The following is a 22,712-nucleotide window of genomic DNA, read 5'->3' as shown; positions in this document are numbered from 1 at the left end:
GATTGCTTCGCAATTGGCTGCGCCGATCTTACGAGTCTCCATTCTCAATTTTCAATTATTCCCTGTGATGTAGCCGTATTTAGCTTGCGTCATCAGGACTTGGATTTCGTGTAATTTCTTGGCCAAAACGGCTCCCGTTTCTTCGTTTACCCTGTCCAAGTACTCGGTGGCAGTAATCACGCCATTGTCGAGCTGTGCAGAGGAAATTTCCCGGATTTTGCCGCGGAGGCGAATCATGTCGTCGTCTTGTTGCAGCAGTTTCTTGAGTTTCATCAAATCCTCGTCGACCTGAATGAGTCCAAGGTCGGTTTGCCGTTTGAAGGCATCCTGCTGAACCTTGACCAGTTCCTTTTGCAAGGCAAATGTTTCCTTTTCGATGCGGCCCGCGCCCCAGTCATAGATGTCCCAGCTCAGGCGCACGCCCGCGACCATCCACGGGCGGAACTGCGTGTCCAAAAAGTTGAGACCAGGGCGGCCAAATCCCAACTGGCTGAATGCAAACACTTTGGGACGGTATTTGGCATCGACTGCGGCGATGCCAAGGTCCACAGCGTGGTGCTGCAGGGCAAACAATTTCAATTCCTGACGGGAAATTGTGGGCTTCAACGGCAAGTCCTTTTCTTTCGGGCGATCCATTTTTGCTTCTGAATCAAAAGGCAGGCCGGTCCATTCCGTCAACATTCGAGCGAGCGATTGCCGCTGCGCCAAGACTTCGGTTTGTTGTTGCTCGTTTTTCACCAATTCCGCTTCCAGCAACCAGGCATTGCTTTCGAGGGTTACGCCGTTGGCGATCGCACCGCGCACCTGCTTGAGCTTGCCTTCGATGGTCGACCGCACCAACTGCAATTGCTCTTCCTGCGCTTGCAGGAGCAATCCGGAGAAATACAGAAAGTCGACCTGCTCCTGCACTTTTTGCAAATTCGTCTCGATTTTTTGCTGTTCGATCTCCTGTTGCGCATCCTTCAAGGCAAGTTGCCGGCTCATCAATCCGCCGTCATAGACCACTTGATTGACGTCGACATAGGCCTTGTATTGATCGCGGGGTTGACTTTTGATCTCAATGCCGGGAATCTCGATCGCCGTCACCGCGCTTTGCCAGCTTGCCTGCAAGCCAAAGTTGAGTTTGGGATAAAGCAGGGTCTTGAGTTTCTCGATTTCGAGGTCGTAGCCTTGTTTGGAGAGCGCTTTTTGCTTGAACTCCGGGTAATTTTCTTTTGCAGCGGCACGGAGCTGCTCGAGGGAATAAACCGTCTGCGCGAAGGCTGCCGTGCTGAATATCAGCATCAATAAAAGGCTGGCGGCTATATTTTTCATCTGCGGATGCATTGGCTTCTCAAAGTTGGGTCATTTTTCGATTTGAATGGCATGGATAATGAACTGAGCAACTTCCGTTTTGCGCGTTGCGACAAACTGGTCAAAATCCTGGTTGCCCATGTTATGGATCACTTGGATCATCGGCTGGGCCAAAAACGGGAAAATGGACATGGACATCATGTTGACCAGCAATTGTCGTGGGTCGGTAGGCCGGATGCGGCCGGCAGCAGCTTCAGCCTCGACCTGTTTGAAAAACGGATCCAAATCGGGAAGATGGTGGTGCTTACGCAATCGGGTAATGAACCGATCAGGGTTTCTCGAGATTTCATGAATCACAAATCTGGGCAGATAGGCATTGCGCGCCATCATGCCGATGTAAGTTCCACAAAATCGGTCAATTTTCTCTAACAAAGGACGGTCAGAATTCAGCACTTCGGCAATTCGTTTGACCATGGCATCAAACGCAATCCCAAAGACACGGTGAAACAGTGCGTCCTTGGATTTGAAATAGTAGTGAAGGAGCCCTTTGTTGATATGGGCAGTATCGGCAATTTCCTGCATTCGCGCGCCGTCAAAGCCCTTTTGTTGGAAAATGTGGCGCGCTGCCTCCAAGATTCGTAACTCAGTATTTTCTTTTTCCGATACTACCATGTTTACTTTACCCAATTGGGTAAGAACGCAAAACAAATGCCCAATCGAGAGAATAGCAAAAATAGTTTCCCCCAGCGGTTAGAAATGTGAACGATCGTTTGGAAGTGGGCAATGTCTATCATTTTTGCTGGGCGGCAGCGTTGAATTTTTTCACAAGCGTGTTGTACAATTCCACCTTGGTATTGTGCTGTTGCTGAAGGGCTTGGCACTCTGCGAATCGGGCAGGTTGCAGTGTCCCGGAACAGCCCTTTAATTGTTTGGACAGTGCTTCCATCTCTGCCTGCAGCGGATGCATTTGGCGGAAAATAGCCTGCTGCGCAGGCGGCAAAACCAAGTATTGGCTTCCGTACTTCAAGGAGAGGGCTTCTTCCTCCTTTCGTTGGGCCGCAATGCCCTGAAAAGTGCCGGTTCCACCCGGAATTTCGACCACCTCCGGTTTGCCATCGAGCTTGACCCCGCCCGCGTAGCGCTCAGGGACCTGACCTATCGCGGTCGGACCTGTGGTCTCGACCATGGCGTAGGCCGTGCCGAAGTTTCCATAAGCAGCCGGAACCTTGATTCCCAGGGCCATGTGATTGGCGCGATCCCAGGTGAGGATCGCCAAACCAAATCCCAAGCGCTGCAACAGCGCGGCCAACAAGATCGTTTTGTCGGCGCAAACGCCCATGCCGTCCATCAAGGTCTCTGAAGGATATTTGATTTTCCCGGAGGCCAGGTTGTAGGCGGTTTTCCAATCGTAGGCAATCGCATTTTGCACGAACGTGATTGCCAACCTTGCCAATTCCTCCGAATCTCGCGGTTGTCCGCTGCGCCGCAGTTCGGAAAGCACCGCCTCCAACGGCGCGAGATCGGCGGCATGGCGCAAGAACATCTGGAAATAGCTCGTTTTCCAGTCCTTGGGCAAGGTTCCGGAATAGGAATAGCTGCGTGGCGCAGCGGCAAACTGCTGGATTAGATTCGAAGGGAGATCAATCGAAATCCGAATATCTTCCTCCCCCATCCGAAACGAAAATGACTTCATGCGCAACAATTAACGGTGGAAAGCAGGCTATTGGAGTCCCTGGGCTTGCAGGAATTGCAGCAGGTTGTGCAAATCGGGGTCCCCGTAGGCCGCCGAAAGGAACTGACGCACCAAGCCAATCCGATTGGACGGATCCATGTCTGTCTTTGCGATTTCAGAAAGCAGCAATTTTATTTCCCTGGCAATTGAAGCTTCATCCACAAAAACGAATTCGAAGGCTGCCAATTTCTTGTATCCCTTGGTTTTGAGATCCAGCCAATACAATTCGAATCCACTTGCATCGTCGGGAGGAATGGGACGACCATTCATGTCGAGGATCAGTTTCGGCGTAAGCAAAAGGCTATCACCATGGTGCTCGACTTTGCGATTGACTTGCAAATTGGCTTTGGGGCTTTCAAACTTGTAAAAAAGCAAGGTATCGCCTTCCAAATTGAATCCCGGGGCTGCGAGGAGCCAAGTTTTGCCCAAAATGAGATACCGTCGGCCTTCGAAATGCTTCTGAAGACCTTCCATCGTGGCAAATTGCTCTTGATAATCCACCCGTGAAGGAAGTGCGTGTTTCAATTCCGTGATCGAACCAATGGTCTGGGATTTTCCGGATGCCTGTTTTTTTGCGGTCAATACCACCAAACCTTCCGCCTTTTCCCACAGCACCATTTGCCCCGAGGCATTTCCCAAATCCACCTTTTCGGTTGCGGAAATCACATCACCCAGTTTCAACACCGCCGACGAAGGCAGCCTTTTACAATTTGACGAGCCGTGAATGACGGTATAGGTTTGGGCTTGTGCAAACACAATAGCCCCGCAGAAGCTCAAAACCGCCAATATGTACTTCTTCCAGTTCATGAATCAAATTTAGTGGAGAATCGTGATTTCAACATCGCGATTGTCCTTGAAATTGGAGGTTTCTGGATTTGATTCCGCAGTTGTGGCTTTTCAAAAATCGCCTGACCTTCAGCGAATTCTAACACAAATATAATCCACGGCCCATTTCATGGAGGATGCAGGTCCTAAAAATCTATTTATCAGCACTTTAGTCCAAAGTCTCACCAAACGGATTCATTTCGAACCTGGCTTGAAATCCAGGCACCAACCTTGCTCTAATTGTATTTTCAGGCATCTATCGCGTTCATGCAGGTCTTGTCTCCAAGCACCCATCGTGTTTGGACTGTTGTACCAAAGACCAAAAATCATGTCCAAGTACAAAGCTTATGCACTTCACAACTACCTTACAATCCCCCAAATCGACCGACTTTCAGCTGAGCAGCGCCGCGATATCGAAGTTGTTGGCGCTGTGTTGCCATTTAAAGTGAACAGTTATGTTTTAGACGAATTGATCGATTGGGACCGTCCGGATGGTGATCCAATTTTTCATCTGACGTTTCCGCAACGGGACATGCTTTTGCCTCACCATTACGCAGAAATGGCCGCAGTCACGGGTCAAAATGCTTCCAAGGAGCAGCAAAAGGAAGTCAGCAATAGCATCCGGATGCAGCTCAATCCCCATCCAGCAGGCCAAGCCGACCACAATGTCCCTACGATTGATGGGCAACGTCTGTGGGGATTGCAACACAAATACCGGGAAACCGTGCTGTTTTTTCCAAGTTCCGGTCAAACTTGCCATAGTTATTGCTCTTTTTGCTTCCGATGGCCGCAGTTTGTCGGAATGGACGAATTCAAGTTTGCCATGAAGGAAACCGAGCTGCTGATCCGGTATTTGGAACAACATCAGGAAGTCACAGACATCCTGTTTACAGGCGGTGATCCAATGATCATGAGTTTCAAGGTCTTTGAAAAATACATCGAACCGTTTTTGGCCGACGATAACAAAACGAACATTCAAACCATTCGGATCGGCACCAAAGCCTTGGCATTCTGGCCGTACAAGTTTCTTACAGATCCCGATGCCGATGAATTTCTGCGGCTTTTTGAACGCATCACCAACAAGGGGATCAACCTTGCGATCATGGCTCACTTCAGTCATCCCCGTGAACTGGAGACTGCGGCCGTCAAAGATGCGATTCGACGATTGAGGAGTACTGGAGCCCAAATCAGGACCCAATCACCCATTCTGAGACATATCAACGATAACGCAGAAGTTTGGGCGGATATGTGGCGCAAACAAGTCAACCTCAACTGCATACCTTATTATATGTTCATGACAAGGGATACAGGTGCTCAGCACTATTTTGCATTGACTTTGGTCGAAGCTTGGGATATCTGGCGAGCAGCCTATCAGCAAGTAAGCGGCGTATGCCGCACAGTGAGGGGGCCAAGTATGTCCTGTACGCCTGGCAAAGTCCAATTCCTGGGCGTAAGTGAAATCGGGGACAAAAAGGTGTTTGTTTTGCGGTTTCTTCAGGGACGCAATCCCAATTGGGTGGCACGTCCATTTTTTGCAGAATACGACGAAAACGCTGTTTGGATGGATGAGCTCAAACCTGCGTTTGCGGATCGGTTCTTCTTTGAAGATGAAGCCGAGAAAATCTATGGTCAAAAATATACTGAGCGCGATATCAACGCATTGGAGTGATGTGAAGCAAGCGAATGGAATAAAGATGGATCTTTTTAACTAGCCAATTTGGTCGCGCGCTATATTTGCCGTTAGGACTATGAAAGGGGAACATACTTGTGGGTATGTGAATTCGAGCGAAGCCGATCTTCTGCGAATTTTCAAATGGTTGATGCTTGATTCGAGACATTTCCGAGACAACAGATGAATACACTTTCCCCGCTCAATAAATTTGGAAAGAAACTTCAGGAACTCGCCCGCAGACGTGATTGGTTGGGTCGTGCAAGTGCGTTTTTCTCCAAGATTCAGAAGAATGAACGCATCCGGCACAACATTTTGCAAGCGATTCCCTTCTGGTCTGCTTCGGTCATCGTCGGGCTCGTGGCTGTGGGCTATGCCCAGTTGTTTTCCTTGGCCGAATCGATTTCCTTGGAACTGCATGCCATTGCGGATTGGAGTATTTTTATTATCATGCCCTTTTGCGTCATCACAGCATGGTGGCTGGTACGGCGGTACGCACCGGGCGCGCGCGGGTCTGGGATCCCGCAAGTGATTGCTGCATTGGAACTTGCGAATGAAAAGGAACACGACAAGGTTCCCAAATTGCTGAGCATTAGAATAATTCTCGTCAAAATTGCCAGTTCGTTGCTGATGATCTTGGGGGGCGCAGCAATCGGACGTGAAGGGCCAACAATTCAAATTTCGGCCGCGATCTTTCGCAAGGTCAATGCGATGCTGCCACCTTGGTGGCCCAAGGTTTCTCGCAGAAATATGATTTTGACGGGTGCTGCAGCGGGATTGGCGGCAGCATTTAACACGCCATTGGGTGGAATCGTTTTTGCCGTAGAGGAACTGAGCAAAACGCATTTTACACGTTTCCGCACCGCCATTTTTACGGCCGTGATCATCGCAGGCTTGGCTGCACAGGGCATATCGGGTTCCTATCTTTACCTGGGTTATCCGCAAATCGGTCAATACACACTGAGCGCATTTTGGGGGGTCATCCTCGTCGCAGCCATCGGCGGCCTCGCGGGTGGCGCAACGAGTAAAGCCGTACTCGCCATTTTTGCATGGAAGGACAAGTTTCGCAAAGTCACCGATCACCTGCTGTTTTTGATGCTATGCGCGATGGTGATGGCCTCGATGATCTACTTTGTATCCGCTGAAGCCATGGGTTCGGGCAAGGAAATCATGAACACCACCTTGTTTTCTGCCGATAAACGGGTGGAATGGTACCTGCCCATCGTCAGGATCATCGGGCCAATTTCGAGTTTCACGACCGGAGCAAGCGGCGGAATTTTTGCCCCGGGATTGAGCGCGGGCGCGAGCATCGGCGCGACGGTCGCAGGTTGGTTTGATCTCAATGGGCCCAATTCCAACTTATTGATCGTCGCAGGCATGGTTGCCTTCCTCACAGGCATCACACGCAGCCCATTTACCTCTGCCATTCTCGTCCTGGAAATGACCGACCGCCATAGCCTGATCTTCCATTTAATGGCCGCAGGAATGGTCGCCAATATCTTTGCCTACTTTGTAGAACGCAAATCGCTGTATGAGAACTTGAAAGACAGGTTCTTGAAGGAGCTCAATCCGCCAGATCCCGCACCCTGAATGTCGTATTGCCCCCAACAATACGCTCCCAAAAATTAGATGGTCTGAGTAAGAAAGGGCCTCTAAATTTCTTTCCCCTCATGCGAACTTGGGTCTGCCAAACCGAGGTCGGACAACCTTGCAGGAAAAACTTCCTGGTTCTCTGCTTCCACCTCTGCGGTCTTGGGACTTTTTGATTTGGAAAACATCGTACCAAACATCATCATCAGCGATGAAATCAGCACAACTTGGATGATCAGGGAAGGGCCAAACATCGGGAGACTACGTGATGCAGGAATCGAAAGAAACAACAAAACCGTGATCAATCCACGTGGAGCTATAAAAAGTAATGGCATCAAACGCAGACCAGAACCCCATAGCCAGAGTGCGCGCAAGCCGTAAATCGCGGCACATATTCCCAAGGCCCAAACCAACGAAACAGGATCAAGCACATCTTCGGTTTTGATATAATAGCCAAACACGAGGAAAAAGAGTGCTCGGATCAAAAATGCGCCTTCCATGACCAGCTCCTTCAGCTTCTTGACTTCCATTTCCAGAATTTCCGGACGCAGTTTTCGTATCCATTGAAAACGTGTGAATCGATCCAGATTTCCAAGAAACATTCCAAACGCAAGAATCAAAATCAGACCGGGAAGATGGTAGGCCTTTGCAATGGCATAAATGAGAATCGTAAGCAAAACAATGGGTGCAAACTTCACGTGGTGTTTGATCCGGCTCAAAAGAAAAGCGAGCGCAATCGTAGCCAAAAAGCTGATGACTACGATCACCAACATCTGAAGGCCAAAGGCGCCAAAGGTCTTAAGCTCAAACGCTTCGTTCAAAGCCACAAAATTAAAAGCCAATACGCCAGCAATGTCAGACAGGCTGCTTTCGTAAATCACGAATTCGCGTTCCGGCCCTTTAAAGGCCTGTGCGGTAGGGATTGCGATCGCGCTGCTGATCACCGCCAACGGAATCGCATTGGTCAGCGCATCCAAAAATGAAGCGCCAGAGACCATGGTCACCACGACCGCCAATCCGCTTGCCAGCAACAGCATCGGAACAAAGGCAAGCAACGAAGCCTTTCTGACCATCTTGAGCTTGGAGCGATCGAGGTCCAAATCCAAAGAGCCCTCTAAAACAATCAGAATCAAGCCAATCGTGCCTAAAACAGGTAACGTTCCTTCGAGGTTCGGCAAGTCAGTTTCCAACCAATCCGTACCCCTGTGCAGCCCCCATCCTAATCCCAACAAAAGGATGACGGAAGGGATTTTGGTGAGCGGAGACGAAATATCAAAGGCATAAGCAGCCAAAAGAAGAAGACAGATGGTAATTATGATAGCAGTGGACATTCTTGCAACGTTATTGAGTAAAGATAAGGCTAAAGGAGGTAGGATTGCCATGAACCTTTGCGTTAGAATCTCGTTAGAAATGGAAAGCAACCGCATCAGATCGTGGATTCCAGTATCTTTGGTGTCCTTGGCAGGTCAGTTTCACCTTTTCAAATGCATAGCCATGTATAGATTACTCATCATTGAAGACGAAATCAAGACAGCGGAATCCATCCGGCAAGGATTGGTCGAACACGATTTTAATGTTGATGTTGCACATGATGGCGCGCAAGGTCGAGATCTTGCTGTGCAGATGGGTTATGACCTAATCGTTACCGACAGGATGCTTCCCAAATTGAGCGGAATTGACATTTGCCGGGAACTGCGAAGCAAAAACATAGACACCCCGATCCTCATTTTGACTGCGTTGGGAACAACCGACGACAAAGTGGACGGATTGGAGTCCGGTGCGGATGACTATCTCAGTAAGCCATTCGAATTCAAGGAGTTGCTGGCGCGCGTGCGCGCATTGCTCAAGCGCGGCATTCACTTCACCAACGATGACCGCAACTTGCGGGTCGCCGACTTGGAACTGGGTTTGGATTCAAAAGTTGTCACGCGAGCAGGAAAGCAAATCGAGTTGACGGCCAAGGAGTTCTCCCTTTTGGAATTCCTTCTTCGCAACAAAGGGCGTGTCGTTTCCAAGGTGGATATCGCCGAAAGGGTTTGGGGAATCAATTTTGATACCGGCACGAATGTCGTGGAGGTGTATGTCAATTACTTGCGCAAAAAGATTGACAGGGATTTTGAACCGAAGCTCATTCAAACCTATATCGGAATGGGTTATGTGATCAGGGAGGATTAATGCAGATCAGGACACGGCTCACTGTGCAGTTTGCGATGATTGTGGCCACCATCCTTCTGGTCACCGTGTCCATCCTTTATTACTCAACTGCTCAATACCGTAGATTTGAATTTTTTACACAACTGCGAGGAAAGGCAACGACCACCTCGGACTTGTTTCTACGTGTTCCTGAAGTGGACTCAACCTTGCTCAGGTTGATCGACCGGAACAAGCGGGATGTTTTGCCCTCTGAGAGCATCAACATTTACAACAGCGCCAACGAGATCGTGTACACCACCAACGATGCAAGGGCATTTCAAACAACACCTGCAGAACTGGACAAAATTCGAAAATTGGGCGAAGTCCAAAGCGAATATGGTGACTTTGAGGTGATCGGACTGCATTGTCCCTCGCCCGGGGGTGACTATGTGGTCACTGCGGGGGCGATTGACAATTTCGGCAAAAACAAGCTGCGCAAGCGACAGCTATTGTTGTTGACGGTTTTCCTTGGCGGATTGATCGTGGTCGGCATCGCGGGCTGGGTCTTTGCTGGCAGAGCCCTCAAGCCAATCAACGACATCGTTGCGCGGATGAAGCAAATCTCGGCAAGTAACCTCGACGCACGCCTTGATGAAGGAAATCGCACCGACGAAATCGCGCGCCTAGCCCAAACCTTCAACAAAATGCTGACGCGGCTGGAAAATGCTTTCAACCTTCAAAAGACATTTGTAGCCAATATTTCACACGAATTGAAGAATCCGCTGACGGCAATTACCTCGCAGTTGGAAGTATCCTTGTTGCGTGAACGGGACAATGCCGACTATCAGCGCACCTTGGAATCGGTCTTGGAAGACATTCAAAAATTAAACCGCGCTGCCTCAAGCCTGCTGGATCTTGCGAGTCTCAATACCGATCAAGTACAGCTCACCCGTTCACCCTTACGCATCGATGAATTGCTTTGGATCTGCCGCGAGCAGCTCCTTGGAAACCATCCTGAATTCCACGTAGAAATGGATATGGATCTCCCTGAGGATGCACAGCGATTGATGGTCAATGGAAATGATCACCTCCTCGGCATTGCATTTACCAACTTGATGGAAAACGGCTGCAAATTTTCCGACAGCGGAGCTGTAAAACTCACTTTGAAGACAGCGCCCTATCAAATCAGTCTGGTGTTTCAAAACCACGGAATTGGCATTTTGGCTGAGGACCTGGACAACATATTCCAACCGTTTTACCGCGGGAAAAATACCATTTCGGGGACCGGCCACGGCATTGGTTTGTCTTTGGTGCGCAGAATTTTTGACCTTCATGGCGCCGAATTGCAGGTCAGTTCAGACAAGGAAAACGGCACACAATTCCAAATCAAAATGCCGACGATTGCATCCTCCAACCCTCAATAGGGTAAATGGGAGCCCTTTTTCAGATAAGCCACCCTTGCTGCTGCATGAGGAGAAATACCCCGATTCCCGAAAAATAGCCTGCCAAAGCCAAGCCGCTGATCCGTTTGAGATACCAGAAAAATTCCACCTTCTCGATGCCCATGACCGCGACGCCCGCGGCGGAGCCGATGATCAAAATGGATCCCCCGGTTCCCGCACAGTAGGCCAGAAAATGCCAAAAAGCCGCATCTTCGCCAAGCATCGGGTATTGCTCCAAGGGATACATATCGATCGCTCCAGCGACCATCGGCACGTTGTCGACCACAGCACTGAGCAATCCGATCATGATCACGGACACGTTTCGATTGGGCACAGCAGCGTCTAGCCAAGCGGCAAGTCCCCCCAAAACGCCCGTTACCTGCAAGGCACCAACCGCCAACAAAATGCCCATGAAAAACAGAATACTCGGCGTATCAATTTTTTCCAACGCATGGGAGGCCGAAAGCCTCTCCTTTAATTCCACAGGCTTTTTGCCATGGATCACCTCCGTCACAATCCAAATGAACCCCAGACCCAGCATCATCCCCAGGTAGGGGGGCAAACCGATGACCACCTTCAAAACCGGCACCATGATCAATGCGCCCAAGCCGACGCCGACGACCGATAGTCGTTGTGCCAACGATACCTGAGGCTGGTCATTGGGGTCCTTATCCGGAGATTTTACTGTGCCTCTAAGCCAAAGTGATACAATCGCGAGCGGCACCAACATCGCTGCGAGACTCGGCAGCAAAAGGTTGTGCACCGTCGCACCTGCCGAAATCTTGTGGCTGATCCACAGCATCGTGGTTGTCACGTCACCCAAAGGTGACCAAGCTCCGCCGGCATTGCTCGCGATGACAATCATGCCGACAAACAAAAGTCGTTCCTTCCTGTCTTCCAGCAATTTGCCTGCAACCGATGTCATCACGATCGCTGTCGTAAGGTTGTCAAGAATGGCCGACAGGAAAAATGTCAGAATCGCTATCACCCATAAGAGTTTGACCGTGCTTTTGGTTTTGATGGCCATGGTGATCAGGTCAAATCCGCCATAGATGTCCACCAATTCAACGATGGTCATCGCACCGATCAGGAAAAATATCAAGGAGGCGATTTGCGCGATTTCTTCCTCCAAATGGTGAAGGCTAGCGATATGATCGGGGGTCATGAAGAGGAAAATACCCCAGCAAACGACGCCGGTGACCAAGGCAATGGCAGCTTTGTTCACACGAATGGCATGCTCCATCGTGATCAGCAGGTAGCCTAGAACAAAAATAATCGTGACCGCAACACCCATAAGTTATTCGAAAAACATCGGCATTCCCTATCTATCGGCGCCGATCATTTTCTCAAAACTAATCCAAGTGGGAGGTATATGCCTTAAAATGGTATTAGATCGGGTGAATTCCGTCACCTGATAGCCGCCGAAAAAGAATTGGAAGGGAATGCAGATCAGTTGGCAGCGGTTGCAACCATGGTTTGAGGAAACTTAATTGCTACAAATTGCCGTAACACCATTTCCTCTGCGGGTGCCCAGTCCAATTCAAACAACCGGTCCATGGGTTGCCAAACCGCTTGCGCGTGCTCGACAGCTTTGAGTTTGCCGCCCACGACCTCGCAGATAAATGGGATCATGCGGTAATGTTTGTCGCGGAACATCCTATCCACATGGGGAAGACGCTCGCGGGTTTCCACGTGCAGCATCAATTCTTCAAATGTCTCACGCACGAGGCAATCCTCAATCAATTCTTCGGGTTCAAGTTTGCCGCCGGGAAGTTCCCAAAGAAAGGGTAGGGACATGGTTTCGGGCCGCTGCGCAGCCAAAACACTCCCATTTTGGACGATAATTCCCCGAGTTACTAAAATCACGGGTGCAAAGGTAGGACTTATTCATAGAGAATTGAAAATGAAAGGTAAAGTTTCCAATTCTCCCCACTTACGTAACACGGTGATGGTTACCTTCAAGCGTAGCGATCCAGTTTCGTGATAGTCCTGCGCATTCTGAGGTCGGGCGATTCGCTACCTGACAATGCTACAAGGAACGCTCATCGCACCGGCTGTCGTATCACCGTCCGCCATTTTTCAGGCGCAGCTTTGCGAACGTCACTGAGATAAATTTCATGGTGTTTGCCGCAGAGCTTGAGGCCTTTGGATTGTATGAAAGAATGCAGGCGTTCGATGGTGGGCCCTTCCTCCGAAAACGGTCCTTCGTGCAAAATTTGAGCGCATTTTCCCTCGGTGAAATTGCCGAAGCGCATAAAATTCAAGGCTGAGAGTTGCTTCTTCTTCAACATTTCGGACCTTGTTTCTGCGACCATTTCGCCGGTGATGAAATCCGGCTGCCGAATCATCAGCGTCCATTTCCATTCCGCTTTTCTCCCGGCGACAAAGGCTTGGGGATCATCGGCCCACCAAAGTCCTTCGAGCGGCAATACGCCAAAGTCAATCGCTTCGGAACCCTTTTTGATCTTGAATTTGAGCGCGTAGGCCATTGAAAAAAGTGCCTCTACGGCCTCCTGATAGACTTTTGAAGAATTGGGATCGCCTTCTCCATCGATCATCAAAAAATTCATTGCAGGCACATCCACCATGGATGCCACGTTTGCCGCTGCCGAATACAACGGATGATCCTGCTTCTTGAAATCAATCTTTAACATGCCCCAATTCTAAGGGAATTCAGATTGAAAAAGATAGACCTTCGTCAGGGATTGCATGTATAAACACTGATTTACCTCTGCTTTTTGCCTATTTTTCGGATTCAATGAATAGAATGAAGCGTCTACCGCACCCTTTCCTCCTGCTGATGGCATTTTTGACCATGTTCCAAGGCGTGGGTATGGCACAGTCCAACAATTGGAAAAGGGCCGCAAAATCCTTTCAAAAGCAGTTGAACCATCAGTATCGGGATCCCAAGGATTCCCCGCTGGACAGCTTGGATCGGATCGGCTTCAAGCACCATGACTTTTTCCCCATTTCGAAAGCGTTTTATGTACCCGTGACATTCGTGCGCACGCCTGATGAAAAACCGTTCGAAATGCCAACCGTGAGCGGGAAAACCAAAACATTTGTGAAGTATGGCGAATTGCATTTCACCTTGAACGGCCGCAAAGACACTTTATCAGCCTACCAAAACTTGAAATTGGCATCCAAGGCGGAATATGCTGAAGACCTCTTCATTCCCTTCAAAGACCATGCAAGTGGGGAGGAAGCCTATGGGGGAGGTCGTTACATCGATTGGAAAATGCCGAAATCCGACAAAGTCTATTTGGATTTCAACCAATGTTACAATCCCTATTGCGCCTACAGCACGGGATGGAGCTGCCCGATTCCGCCGCAGGAAAACTACATGGATTCAAAAGTCCTGGCGGGGGTCAAGGCTTGGAAAGGCGGCCATTGATTTTGCTTAGAAGCTGCTCAAATACCACTTTTCGCCTCGCTTGACCAAGGTCATGGTTTCCGATTCTGTGCCAGAGGATCCAAAATGGAAAGGTACACCTGCTTCATTCCCTGCAATGGTGGGTTCGCCGGCCAAGGAACCATTTTGGAAATACTCCTTGAATTCCTCCCAAGAAATGCGGTTTCCGCTGTCTTCGCCACATTGGTGAGGCACGTAGGCCGGATCAAGTGCGCAAAGGCAATCTGTATCGCCGTCGTTTTGCTTCTCAGGATCACAAAGTCCAGCCAACAGTTTGGGATCATCGGCTTTGGCCGCTTCAAAGAGGCGACTGACGACATTGCCCGGTTGGGTGGGATCAAAAGACGGTGCTTCCGCCGCATTTGAACGCGCACTGACGTTTGCATTGGTATTGCCACCGCAGGCTGTAAGGACGGTCAGGCCCAATAAAAGGGTCAAAAAGTATGTCATTTTGATTTTCATTGAATTTGAAGCTAGAAGCCTGTACGTGAGCCAGAACAATCGGAGCGGATCAATCCTGCTCGCCAAAAACTTTGATGAGCAAATCACTCACCCGTGCATTGACGTCGGTTCTGATTTTGAGTTCTTCGATTGCAATCAGCTTGAAGAGTCCGTCGAGGGCCTTGCCGGTCGTATGGTCCGCAAGGTCGGTATTTACGGGCGTCGAACTGATCACGTTGTAATAATTGGTGACGTCATTCCATGCATTTTGGGCACCGACTTGATCCAAAGAATTTTGGATATCGGGTTTGAATGCTGTTTTGAGATCGTCGAAGGTTTGAACCTTCAAATAGTTGGTGGCGGCATCATCGGCACCCATTAAAATGCCCATGCCATCTTCGATAGTCATGGCCGAGATGGCATTGATGAAGATCGGTTTGGCTTCGTCAGCAGCATTTTCCGCAGCTCTATTCAACTTCAAAACGAATGCATCAACAGCAGTTTGACCGACCGGCTGCCCCAAAATCGTGAAGTTGGCGAGTGCATCGGCGACGTACGAAACATCCTCAGGAAATGGAATTTTGACCAACGGATTCCCGAAATAGCCATCTTGACGGTTCAATTCTGTCGCACTCGAATCCGTACCGACTTGAAGGGCTTCCTTGAGCCCAGCAACGACTTCCTCATCTGTGAGCCCAGTTTCAAGCCCTTCGCAGGCAGTCAAAACCAACAGGAAGGGGAGGAGCAGCAGGAGTTTTTTCAGTTTCATGGACTTTGAAAATTGAATTGAAAGATACGAATTGAATTCGAAGCGGAAAATCGGATTCTGGGAAAACATGGCAAATTCCATACCAGAATGCGCCAACTACTCCACACTTGCCTTGGCCGCACGCAGGGTCATCACAGTGCTACGGCTTTTACGTGGTCCTTTTCGCTTCGTTTTGAATTCCACTTCCTCGCCCGGATCCAACTGCTCCAGGATCACTTCGACCGCAGAATCCATCACCATGCCCGTTTCGTCGTTCCAGTGGATCATCAACTCAAAGTCTTTATAGGATGTCAGGCTTGCCTTGTTGGTGAGTTTGCCCTCGATCACGGTTTCCCCAAACAGGTTTTTCTTGGGATCAATCTCGATCACTACAAAGTCCTTGGGTGTGTTTTTTTCCTTTTCAATGGCTTCTTTGCGCTTGAGCAGCAAGGAATTGCTTTCGGTTGAATCCGCCGAAGTCATACTGTCGGTTTCTTGGTTTTTCTCCGATCCACGATCAAAGAAAACAAGGAAATAGCCGGCAACCAACATGGTCACAAGCGCTGCGATGATTAATATCTTATTCTTTTTCATAGGCTAAGACGGGCTGGAAAAGAGGAAGGATCAGTTGGCAGTTCTGCGCATTTGTGAGCGATCGAATTGGCCAATTCTGCTGCAGGTTTCATGTTTATTCGTGCTTTTCCCATTACCCCAAATCGAGAATCAAGGTCGCCAATCCGAGAAGCAATGTGAATCCAAGAATATCGGTCAAGGCTGTCATGAGAATGGAGGACGCTACTGCAGGATCGATGTCCATTTTGTTGAGAAACAAGGGGATAGCTGAACCTGCAAATGCCCCGATGAGCAAATTACCGACCATGGCAAGGAATACAACGAGTCCCAACATCGGGTTTCCACCGAGGAAAAAGGCTGCTGTTCCGGTGATGGCACCGAGCAATAGGCCATTCACCAAGCCGACGATCAACTCTTTGAAGATCACGCGGAAATTTTGTTTGGCATTGACGCGGTCGGTGCTGATACGTCGAATGGTCACCGCAAGCGCTTGGGTGGCGCTGTTTCCGGCGACCCCTGCGACGATGGGCATGAAGCTTGCGATAATCACGATTTTGTCGATCGTATCGGAGAAGGAGCTGATGACGAGACCAGCGACGAATGCCGTCAGAAGATTGACCAGCAACCAAGGTAGGCGGCTTTTGACGGCATTGCGCCAGCTACCCCGCAATTCTTCATCCTCAGAAACACCGGCGATACGCAAGATATCTTCGGTACTTTCCTCTTCCAAGACGTCCATGACGTCGTCAAAGGTGATATGACCCAGAAGCCGGCCATTGCTGTCCACAACGGGAATCGCCGCCAGATTATACTTCGAAATCATGCGCGCGACTTCTTCCTGATCGGTATCAACATGGACTTTTACACAGTCCTCGTCGATGAGTTCGCGGACTTTGGTCCAAGGTTTGGCGCGAATCAAGTCATTGATCGAGACGGTTCCGAGCAGCACATCATTTTCATCGACGACATAAATCACGTAAAAGTCTTCCATCTCATCGGAGATGCGCAAGACTTCATCCATCGCCTCCCGTTTGGAGAAATTGTCCGGAACCTTGAGGACCTCGGGGGTCATGATCCCCCCGGCAGACTCCTCGTCGTAGGTCATGAGCTGCTGGATCTGCTTGGTATCTTCGTCCTCCAAGCGGGCCATGATTTGCCGCAAATCTTTGAGCGGAATCTGGGCCAAAAGGTCCGCAGCATCGTCAGGATCAAGTTCTTCGATGATTTTTGCGGCCTGACTAGGCGTGAGCTGCATCAACAATTCCTCGGGGCGGGATTCTTCATCCATCTCCACAATCGCCTCAGAGGCCGTCTCCACAGGCAGGAGCCGGATGATCCGTTTGCGGGTTTCGGGCGAGACGTCCTCAAGAATTGCAGCGATGTCTGAAGGGTGCAGATGCTTCAGCAACGGTTTGGCCTGCTCCAGGGAGTTGGCCAAAAATTGCTTTACACGCTCGATATTGTTGGACCTTTCAGGCATTGCTCAAAGCTAATCAAGGATGCCTTCAATCGAAAACAGTTTTGCCCATCCTTTTGCCGGGAGTGTACTAATTTCGTACCCTCTTGTGAATGGATATATTTTCTAAATTGCGACTCTTTTTGGAAACCGAGCCCAGGCTCTAGAATTGGATGGAAAACGTTTCGATGGAACACAATGTAAAATTTGGCCTAGGCAAGCTCTGGCGCTGGAAACTTTGGATTTTGGCCGCCTGCGTTGCAGCCGGTGTCATTTCGATTGTGATGACCCAACGCATGCAGGACGAATTCAAAAGCACAGCTGCTTTTGTGCCGCCGTCAATTACTTCGCTCAGCACGATGGTGTTTGGCAACGGTATCGCCTACAAAGGCTTTTATGCTGCAGATGAAGAGGATATTGACCGTACCGTGGCCTATCTGGAGTCGCCGCAAGTGATGGACAGCCTCGACAAGAAGTTCAATCTCTACGAAAGGTATGGTATTGATCGCGCATCAAAAGAGGGCGCCAAGCGCTTTGAGGCTGCCTTCAAGAGTAATATGAAGGTCAGTTTCACCAGCAACAGCGTCGTTTCCATCGAATGCTGGGACGGTGATCCTCAACATGCCAAAAATCAAGCCGATGCTGCACTGGCGCTTGCCAGCAATTTTTTTGAAAGGGTTTCTGCGCGGCAAACGGGTTTGTCGGCCACGATCGAACAGTTGAACGAAGTCGATGCCGAGCGCAAACTCATCAACGATTCGCTTTCCAAATTGCGTCAGCTTTACAATATCTACCATATCGACGATGCCGGTCCGGCCGTTTCCGAGATTTTGGCCCAAAAGATGCGCACAGAGCCTAAATTCAACGAATTGTACGATCACGCCAAGTCAATGGAATTGTACATTTATTCCTTGGAATTGCGTTTTCAGGACCTGCGCCGTGAGCAAATGGCCCGCGAGCTGAACATCAAACAGTTCCCAAGCTTGCTTTGGGTGACCGAATATCCCATCGTCAGTGGTTACAAAGACCGCCCCAAGCGCAGTATTCTCGTGATTCTTGCCGTGATGGCTACATTCGTCTTCTCGGGATTCTTGGCGCTTGCACTGGATCGTTCGAAGCCACAAGCTTGACAGGATTGGTGGAATTTCTGGCTCTGCCAGGATCAAAATAAACGGAAAAAGCCCCCTCGGGGCTTTTTTTGTTGGGACAACTTTTGAAAAGAAAACCAATCCACGCATATCGGATTGGGCCATTTCTGCTTTTCCCTGCGGGATCAAGTCGCCATTTTGATAATCAGGACGACCAAGCCGACAAGAAACATCAGAATCGAAATTTTGTTGATCGTGTGCATCGCCCGCAGATTAAATCCATCCGAGCCATTGGCAGGGGCAGACTGCTTTTTGAAGGTGATGTAGGAGAGAATCTTGCGCCAGACTTCCATGAGCTTTTTGAATTATACTCAAAGATAACCGTTAAGATTGAAAATGGTTGACGGCTGACAGGAATCATTGCGGGAGGGTGCAGGGCAGGAACATCTGAAACGATCCTCAGTTCGCAAATGAATTGGATACTCCGAATGCAATTTTCCGGTTGCATGGTGGTTGAACACGACTAATCGCCTTTTTTAAGCTTGATCTTCGAAGGAAAGCGCAGTCGCCAAATTGCCGAATGGGGCCATAAAAAAAGACCCCGGGCAAGCCCAGGGTCTAAATTGGTTATCCAAGGTGACGTTCAGGAAATGAATCCTTATTTGCCGCCAACCTCAAAAGCGATACCTTTTTCTTTGTACCACGCTGGGGCGGCATAAGAATAAGTATTGCTTTTGCCATCCTTCTTGCGACGGGCAAGTGTGCCTTTCAGGAAGAGGATGTTGATTGTGCTACGCACGGAATTGAATTTTTCAGCACCGACACCTGTGCCTTTGGCAACTTCGATCGGCTCCAATTCACCATGTTGCTTGAAGAGTTCGAGCACCTTTGCGGTGAGCGAAGTACCTTTATCAGCCTTCGAAACGCCTGGTTTCGGACCGCGTGGGCCTTTGTCAGCTTTTTTGGTAACGGTTGGCTTGGCGCCCGCCTTTTCCTCTTTTTTCACAGCTGGCTTTGCAGCAGGGGCTGCAACAACAGCAGCTTTGTCGTCAGCTTTTGGAGCTGTGCGCGCTGCGATGCTACCGGCTTTGGCGACAGCTTTTGCCTTTGGGGCTGCGGGAGCCTTTGGAGCTTTTGCTGGCTTGGCAGCCACGACTGCAGGCTTCGGTGCGTCAGCTGCTTTTACAGCTGGCTTTGCAACGGGAGCAGCCACGGCTGCTTTAACTGCAGGTGCCTTGACAGCAGGCTTTGCTGCGGGTGCTTTCACAGCAGGCTTTGCGGCTGCTGCGGTCTTTGGTGCCTCGGCAACTTTGGCAACTTTGGCAGGAGCAGCAACGGCTGCAGCTTTTACACCAGCTTTTGGACCTGGCTTTTTCTTTTCAGCAACGGCTACGGGAGCAACCGGTGCGGCAGGAGCTGCAGGAGCTACAGGAGCTGCGGCTTCAACCTTCTTTGGACGGCCCGGCTTTTTCTTTTCGCCAACGGCGACAGCCTTTGGCTTTCCACTGCCTGGTTTTGGACCGCGCTTGGCGCCGGTAGTTGGCTTAGCAACAGGAGCTGCTGCGGCCTTCTTGCCTGTTCCGCGATAGAAGTCCACCGTGCTGTTCAATGCAGCTTGTTGGCCCTTCAAAGATGCGATTTTTGATTCAAGTGTTTGAATCTCGCCTGCGATGCGCTTTACTTCCGCTTCGAGTACTTTCGTGATATCGTTGCTCATTTCAAAAGAATTTTTTTTCAATAATAATAACTACCAACTAAATCTGGAGAGATGAATCTTGCCATGAATTTACAATAGTTGTCTTTAATGTAAAACGTGGGAAGTGCGAAATTGTGTTCAAATCTTGAATAATGTTTGAAATTGTGTGAATTCCAAGTTGAATTTCGCTCCGGATTCATTTGTCAATCAGGATCATTTTCGGCCTTTTTAGGGTCAATTTGGCCGATTTTGTTGAATGATTGGCAATCAATTGCGTCGGCTAAAAAAAACTACAATTGTTTTTCAATAACGGGGATAATTCGCTGAAAAAATTGACCTATTCGGCTCGTGCACAAGATTTTTACTCCAAAATCATCCAAAATTGAAGGTCATTGATCCATTTTCGACAGTGATGTTGAAGGATTGGCGCAAATGAGATTTTAAATCCTTCAATGCTAATTTTGGTGGAATTGTTGTTTGTGGTCATTGCATTCTGAAGTAGTTCAATTTTGCAGCATTTGCGTTCAATTGGCCACTTTTTCGGCGTATCGTTCACTCATTCGGTTTCCCGTGTTCCAAATAATTTCCGGATTGGATTTCGGATTGCCGCATTGAAGGCAATACACTTGCTAGTTATATTTGTCTTATGCGTTGTTTGTTGGCTAAATTGAGCTGCTTGTTGCAGTTCCTTGCGACCACCTGACAAGTTGCTGCGACAGGGTCGAATGGTTATCCTAAAAAGCTCAATTGCTTCTCGCGTTCCAGCCACCATCCCGTAATGCTGTACCGCAAAGCGTGCGTAGGAAGCACTTCGTGCGGAATCGCATCGCTCTTAAAACATACAAGCCTTCCTGCTTGTGGCGCGATATCCATGGCAATCTCCGTGTCCCCTTGAGGCAAATACATCCGCAAACAGCCTCCATGAGAGGGTTGCCAATCAAAGTTGAGGTATAAAATGAATGTAAATTTCCGGTTCCCATTGCCGCGGAATTGATCCAGGTGGCGATGGTAATAGGCACCTTCTGAATAAACGGCAAAATGCGCCTCCATGTCTCGAATTCCAGTGAAACAGGTGCGGTTACAATAGGCGATGAGGCTTTCCATCCGCTCCATGAATTGCTGGATGACGGGGTCCGAATCCTCCTTTTCCAACCAAAGAATTTCATCTCCTCGGATGGTCTGTTGCTGTGCGAATTCAGCGCCGCGACCAATACCCGCTTGCCTGAATTGCCCAATTTTCTGTCGACCAACCAAGCATTCAAGTAATACGCGGCATGCTGATTCGTCCAAAAAGTCATCGACGATCGCAAAGTCTTCTGCCATTAATTTTGAGACGATCGTCTCAAACAATTCCTCAGATGAAGTTGCATCAGCCATTGTATGTCGCGGCAATTCCTTGCTGATGCGCTCAGACAACCTTCATGAATCCAGCATTTGCGGCTGAATCGAGCATTTCGATCACCAGCTGAAGCGTCGGGAAGAAATAGGCAGCACCTGATTCATCGTCAAATTCGCCTTCTTCTTCACGTATCGACAACTCTTCGGTGATATATTCCAGAATAAATGGCTGCTTGGAGTTTTGGATCGTATTGGCCATTTCGATCTCCAAATCAACTTCGCTCAGGGATTCGAGATAATCCAAGTGAGCAAGCTGCTTGTCGTCCATTGCCTCGACTTCCTCGATGGTCAACGTGCGAATTTTTCCGCATTCGTTTTTGAAGCAAAGGAAGATCAGCAAAGTCAAATCTATCAACGAATTGAAATCATCGTCACTGAAGTCCTCTTCCTGTGCCATGATAAAAGCCATAATTCCCGGCTGTTCATCTGCAAATGATTGAACAAGCTTGGAAATCGCTTCCTCCTTCATGGCGTCCATTTCGGAGATGGTTGTGTCTATGGTCTTATGAGATACGATTTTCATACAATTTTTTAGTGTTGCAAAGTTAACAAGAAATCCGCTCAAGGCAATAAGCTACTCGTTTTTGGGGCGATTTTGAGCATGCGATGACGAGAATCTCGAATCTTTTTGTTCATTTGTAGGAATGCGTAAGCACCCCGAAATAGCATTTCCGTTTACGATTTGGCCTCATCTCATGGTGCAGGCTGTCCTCGTCGGCATTTACTTTTTTGTATTTGAACCCCAAGGTTGGTTCGCTGAAATCGGTTCCAGATGGTCGACCTTGTCGAGTTCTTCAGGCGGCTATTTGCCGCTAATTTTGTGGTTGGTTTTTGTCTTGTTGATTGGGGAATGGATTGTGCGAAAGGCGCAAATTCTCGCAGCTACACTGTCAGCGCAAAATATTCTTGGCTTTCGTTTCCTGACGTTGCTCATGGTCATTCTGATGTTTTACACGCTTTTTGTATTGCTGGAATGCGTATTGTTTTGGGTCGTGGCCAAAAGAGCTCCGATTGATTTTGGGCCAATTGGGTTCGTTGAGGCTTTTGGACGAATGTGGGTGGCGGATGTTGCCGCAACGTCCATTTTTGCATTGGGAGAAATCCTACGTCAATTTTTATACCGGGAAACGATGCAAAGTTGGCACCATACCCAACTGCTGCGCAAGACGGTACAGGCTGTCAATGAGGACGATGCACGCTAGCTTGGAATGCTTTG

23 protein-coding genes are annotated in these 22,712 nt (G+C 49.1%); 7 read left to right on the top strand and 16 right to left on the bottom strand.

The window, feature by feature from the left end:
• Positions 1 to 51: 51 nt before the first annotated feature.
• The 4 genes from IPN95_32130 to IPN95_32115 all read right to left on the bottom strand — a co-directional run bounded on the left by IPN95_32130 (position 52) and on the right by IPN95_32115 (position 3,832).
• A complete protein-coding gene (locus IPN95_32130) occupies positions 52 to 1,314 on the bottom strand; it encodes a TolC family protein (protein ID MBK9453964.1) in 1,263 nt (420 codons plus the stop codon).
• A gap of 30 nt (positions 1,315 to 1,344) precedes the next feature.
• Positions 1,345 to 1,965: a TetR/AcrR family transcriptional regulator gene (locus tag IPN95_32125; protein ID MBK9453963.1), complete on the bottom strand. Its 621-nt coding sequence runs from the start codon at positions 1,963 to 1,965 to the stop codon at positions 1,345 to 1,347.
• A 118-nt stretch (positions 1,966 to 2,083) separates the two neighbouring features.
• Positions 2,084 to 2,986, bottom strand: a complete 903-nt coding sequence (locus IPN95_32120) for a hypothetical protein (GenBank protein MBK9453962.1) — start codon at positions 2,984 to 2,986, stop codon at positions 2,084 to 2,086.
• Positions 2,987 to 3,013: 27 nt separating this feature from the next.
• Positions 3,014 to 3,832, bottom strand: coding sequence for a hypothetical protein (locus IPN95_32115; protein ID MBK9453961.1), 819 nt, complete (start codon positions 3,830 to 3,832; stop codon positions 3,014 to 3,016).
• A gap of 346 nt (positions 3,833 to 4,178) precedes the next feature.
• Between IPN95_32115 and IPN95_32110 the strand changes: the two genes are divergently transcribed.
• Together IPN95_32110 and IPN95_32105 are read left to right on the top strand one after the other, a co-directional pair.
• On the top strand, positions 4,179 to 5,519 hold the full coding sequence (locus IPN95_32110; protein MBK9453960.1) for a lysine 2,3-aminomutase: 1,341 nt from the start codon (positions 4,179 to 4,181) through the stop codon (positions 5,517 to 5,519).
• Positions 5,520 to 5,702: 183 nt separating this feature from the next.
• Positions 5,703 to 7,109 carry a chloride channel protein gene (locus tag IPN95_32105; protein MBK9453959.1) on the top strand — a complete coding sequence of 469 codons (1,407 nt, stop codon included), beginning with the start codon at positions 5,703 to 5,705 and terminating at the stop codon, positions 7,107 to 7,109.
• Between the two features lie 62 nt (positions 7,110 to 7,171).
• Here IPN95_32105 and IPN95_32100 read toward each other — a convergent pair whose 3' ends face one another.
• A complete protein-coding gene (locus IPN95_32100; GenBank protein MBK9453958.1) occupies positions 7,172 to 8,440 on the bottom strand; it encodes a sodium:proton antiporter in 1,269 nt (422 codons plus the stop codon).
• Positions 8,441 to 8,603: 163 nt separating this feature from the next.
• On the opposite strand from IPN95_32100, the gene IPN95_32095 reads away from it, so the two are divergent.
• Positions 8,604 to 9,284, top strand: a complete 681-nt coding sequence (locus IPN95_32095; protein ID MBK9453957.1) for a response regulator — start codon at positions 8,604 to 8,606, stop codon at positions 9,282 to 9,284.
• Complete coding sequence (locus tag IPN95_32090) at positions 9,284 to 10,666, top strand: HAMP domain-containing histidine kinase (GenBank protein ID MBK9453956.1); 1,383 nt, start codon at positions 9,284 to 9,286, stop codon at positions 10,664 to 10,666. The genes IPN95_32095 and IPN95_32090 overlap by 1 nt, the downstream gene beginning before the upstream one ends.
• Before the next feature lie 19 nt (positions 10,667 to 10,685).
• Here the strand turns inward: IPN95_32090 and nhaD are convergent, their stop codons facing one another.
• From nhaD to IPN95_32075, 3 genes are all read right to left on the bottom strand, one after another.
• Entirely contained in the window at positions 10,686 to 11,978 is a 1,293-nt protein-coding gene (nhaD, locus tag IPN95_32085) for a sodium:proton antiporter NhaD (protein MBK9453955.1), read from the bottom strand.
• Positions 11,979 to 12,133: 155 nt separating this feature from the next.
• Complete coding sequence (locus tag IPN95_32080; protein MBK9453954.1) at positions 12,134 to 12,550, bottom strand: (deoxy)nucleoside triphosphate pyrophosphohydrolase; 417 nt, start codon at positions 12,548 to 12,550, stop codon at positions 12,134 to 12,136.
• A 176-nt stretch (positions 12,551 to 12,726) separates the two neighbouring features.
• Positions 12,727 to 13,338 (bottom strand): GyrI-like domain-containing protein, encoded by a 612-nt coding sequence (locus IPN95_32075; protein ID MBK9453953.1) that lies wholly within the window; start codon positions 13,336 to 13,338, stop codon positions 12,727 to 12,729.
• Positions 13,339 to 13,451: 113 nt separating this feature from the next.
• On the opposite strand from IPN95_32075, the gene IPN95_32070 reads away from it, so the two are divergent.
• A complete protein-coding gene (locus IPN95_32070) occupies positions 13,452 to 14,078 on the top strand; it encodes a DUF1684 domain-containing protein (protein ID MBK9453952.1) in 627 nt (208 codons plus the stop codon).
• Positions 14,079 to 14,084: 6 nt separating this feature from the next.
• On the opposite strand, the gene IPN95_32065 is transcribed toward IPN95_32070, so the two are convergent.
• The 4 genes from IPN95_32065 to mgtE form a co-directional block, all read right to left on the bottom strand.
• Positions 14,085 to 14,558, bottom strand: a complete 474-nt coding sequence (locus IPN95_32065; GenBank protein ID MBK9453951.1) for a hypothetical protein — start codon at positions 14,556 to 14,558, stop codon at positions 14,085 to 14,087.
• Positions 14,559 to 14,607: 49 nt separating this feature from the next.
• Positions 14,608 to 15,300, bottom strand: a complete 693-nt coding sequence (locus IPN95_32060; GenBank protein MBK9453950.1) for a DUF4197 domain-containing protein — start codon at positions 15,298 to 15,300, stop codon at positions 14,608 to 14,610.
• A gap of 102 nt (positions 15,301 to 15,402) precedes the next feature.
• Positions 15,403 to 15,879, bottom strand: coding sequence for a hypothetical protein (locus IPN95_32055; GenBank protein MBK9453949.1), 477 nt, complete (start codon positions 15,877 to 15,879; stop codon positions 15,403 to 15,405).
• 112 nt (positions 15,880 to 15,991) lie between these two features.
• On the bottom strand, positions 15,992 to 17,338 hold the full coding sequence (gene mgtE / locus IPN95_32050) for a magnesium transporter (GenBank protein MBK9453948.1): 1,347 nt from the start codon (positions 17,336 to 17,338) through the stop codon (positions 15,992 to 15,994).
• 164 nt (positions 17,339 to 17,502) lie between these two features.
• On the opposite strand from mgtE, the gene IPN95_32045 reads away from it, so the two are divergent.
• Positions 17,503 to 18,444: a hypothetical protein gene (locus tag IPN95_32045; GenBank protein MBK9453947.1), complete on the top strand. Its 942-nt coding sequence runs from the start codon at positions 17,503 to 17,505 to the stop codon at positions 18,442 to 18,444.
• A 143-nt stretch (positions 18,445 to 18,587) separates the two neighbouring features.
• Here the strand turns inward: IPN95_32045 and IPN95_32040 are convergent, their stop codons facing one another.
• The 4 genes from IPN95_32040 to IPN95_32025 form a co-directional block, all read right to left on the bottom strand.
• On the bottom strand, positions 18,588 to 18,755 hold the full coding sequence (locus IPN95_32040) for a hypothetical protein (protein ID MBK9453946.1): 168 nt from the start codon (positions 18,753 to 18,755) through the stop codon (positions 18,588 to 18,590).
• Positions 18,756 to 19,060: 305 nt separating this feature from the next.
• On the bottom strand, positions 19,061 to 20,119 hold the full coding sequence (locus IPN95_32035; protein MBK9453945.1) for a hypothetical protein: 1,059 nt from the start codon (positions 20,117 to 20,119) through the stop codon (positions 19,061 to 19,063).
• A gap of 708 nt (positions 20,120 to 20,827) precedes the next feature.
• A complete protein-coding gene (locus IPN95_32030; protein ID MBK9453944.1) occupies positions 20,828 to 21,475 on the bottom strand; it encodes a 2OG-Fe(II) oxygenase in 648 nt (215 codons plus the stop codon).
• A gap of 31 nt (positions 21,476 to 21,506) precedes the next feature.
• Positions 21,507 to 22,019, bottom strand: a complete 513-nt coding sequence (locus IPN95_32025) for a hypothetical protein (GenBank protein ID MBK9453943.1) — start codon at positions 22,017 to 22,019, stop codon at positions 21,507 to 21,509.
• 121 nt (positions 22,020 to 22,140) lie between these two features.
• Between IPN95_32025 and IPN95_32020 the strand changes: the two genes are divergently transcribed.
• Positions 22,141 to 22,698: a hypothetical protein gene (locus IPN95_32020; protein MBK9453942.1), complete on the top strand. Its 558-nt coding sequence runs from the start codon at positions 22,141 to 22,143 to the stop codon at positions 22,696 to 22,698.
• Positions 22,699 to 22,712 lie beyond the last annotated feature (14 nt).

This window comes from Bacteroidota bacterium (assembly GCA_016718825.1).
Taxonomy (GTDB): Bacteria; Bacteroidota; Bacteroidia; order J057; family JADKCL01; genus JADKCL01.
Note: the sequence above shows the minus strand (reverse complement) of the source record. Positions and strands in the feature narration are given on the sequence as shown.

Coding starts and splice junctions, on each gene's coding strand:
- IPN95_32130 (MBK9453964.1), bottom strand. CDS start 1,314: ATGAAAAATATAGCCGCCAGCCTTTTATTGATGCTGATATTCAGCACG.
- IPN95_32100 (MBK9453958.1), bottom strand. CDS start 8,440: ATGTCCACTGCTATCATAATTACCATCTGTCTTCTTCTTTTGGCTGCT.
- IPN95_32045 (MBK9453947.1), top strand. CDS start 17,503: ATGGAACACAATGTAAAATTTGGCCTAGGCAAGCTCTGGCGCTGGAAA.
- IPN95_32110 (MBK9453960.1), top strand. CDS start 4,179: ATGTCCAAGTACAAAGCTTATGCACTTCACAACTACCTTACAATCCCC.
- IPN95_32095 (MBK9453957.1), top strand. CDS start 8,604: ATGTATAGATTACTCATCATTGAAGACGAAATCAAGACAGCGGAATCC.
- nhaD (MBK9453955.1), bottom strand. CDS start 11,978: ATGGGTGTTGCGGTCACGATTATTTTTGTTCTAGGCTACCTGCTGATC.
- IPN95_32115 (MBK9453961.1), bottom strand. CDS start 3,832: ATGAACTGGAAGAAGTACATATTGGCGGTTTTGAGCTTCTGCGGGGCT.
- IPN95_32065 (MBK9453951.1), bottom strand. CDS start 14,558: ATGAAAATCAAAATGACATACTTTTTGACCCTTTTATTGGGCCTGACC.
- IPN95_32025 (MBK9453943.1), bottom strand. CDS start 22,019: ATGAAAATCGTATCTCATAAGACCATAGACACAACCATCTCCGAAATG.
- IPN95_32105 (MBK9453959.1), top strand. CDS start 5,703: ATGAATACACTTTCCCCGCTCAATAAATTTGGAAAGAAACTTCAGGAA.
- IPN95_32070 (MBK9453952.1), top strand. CDS start 13,452: ATGAAGCGTCTACCGCACCCTTTCCTCCTGCTGATGGCATTTTTGACC.
- IPN95_32040 (MBK9453946.1), bottom strand. CDS start 18,755: ATGGAAGTCTGGCGCAAGATTCTCTCCTACATCACCTTCAAAAAGCAG.
- IPN95_32035 (MBK9453945.1), bottom strand. CDS start 20,119: ATGAGCAACGATATCACGAAAGTACTCGAAGCGGAAGTAAAGCGCATC.
- IPN95_32075 (MBK9453953.1), bottom strand. CDS start 13,338: ATGTTAAAGATTGATTTCAAGAAGCAGGATCATCCGTTGTATTCGGCA.
- IPN95_32055 (MBK9453949.1), bottom strand. CDS start 15,879: ATGAAAAAGAATAAGATATTAATCATCGCAGCGCTTGTGACCATGTTG.
- IPN95_32020 (MBK9453942.1), top strand. CDS start 22,141: ATGCGTAAGCACCCCGAAATAGCATTTCCGTTTACGATTTGGCCTCAT.
- IPN95_32125 (MBK9453963.1), bottom strand. CDS start 1,965: ATGGTAGTATCGGAAAAAGAAAATACTGAGTTACGAATCTTGGAGGCA.
- IPN95_32090 (MBK9453956.1), top strand. CDS start 9,284: ATGCAGATCAGGACACGGCTCACTGTGCAGTTTGCGATGATTGTGGCC.
- IPN95_32120 (MBK9453962.1), bottom strand. CDS start 2,986: ATGAAGTCATTTTCGTTTCGGATGGGGGAGGAAGATATTCGGATTTCG.
- mgtE (MBK9453948.1), bottom strand. CDS start 17,338: ATGCCTGAAAGGTCCAACAATATCGAGCGTGTAAAGCAATTTTTGGCC.
- IPN95_32030 (MBK9453944.1), bottom strand. CDS start 21,475: ATGGCTGATGCAACTTCATCTGAGGAATTGTTTGAGACGATCGTCTCA.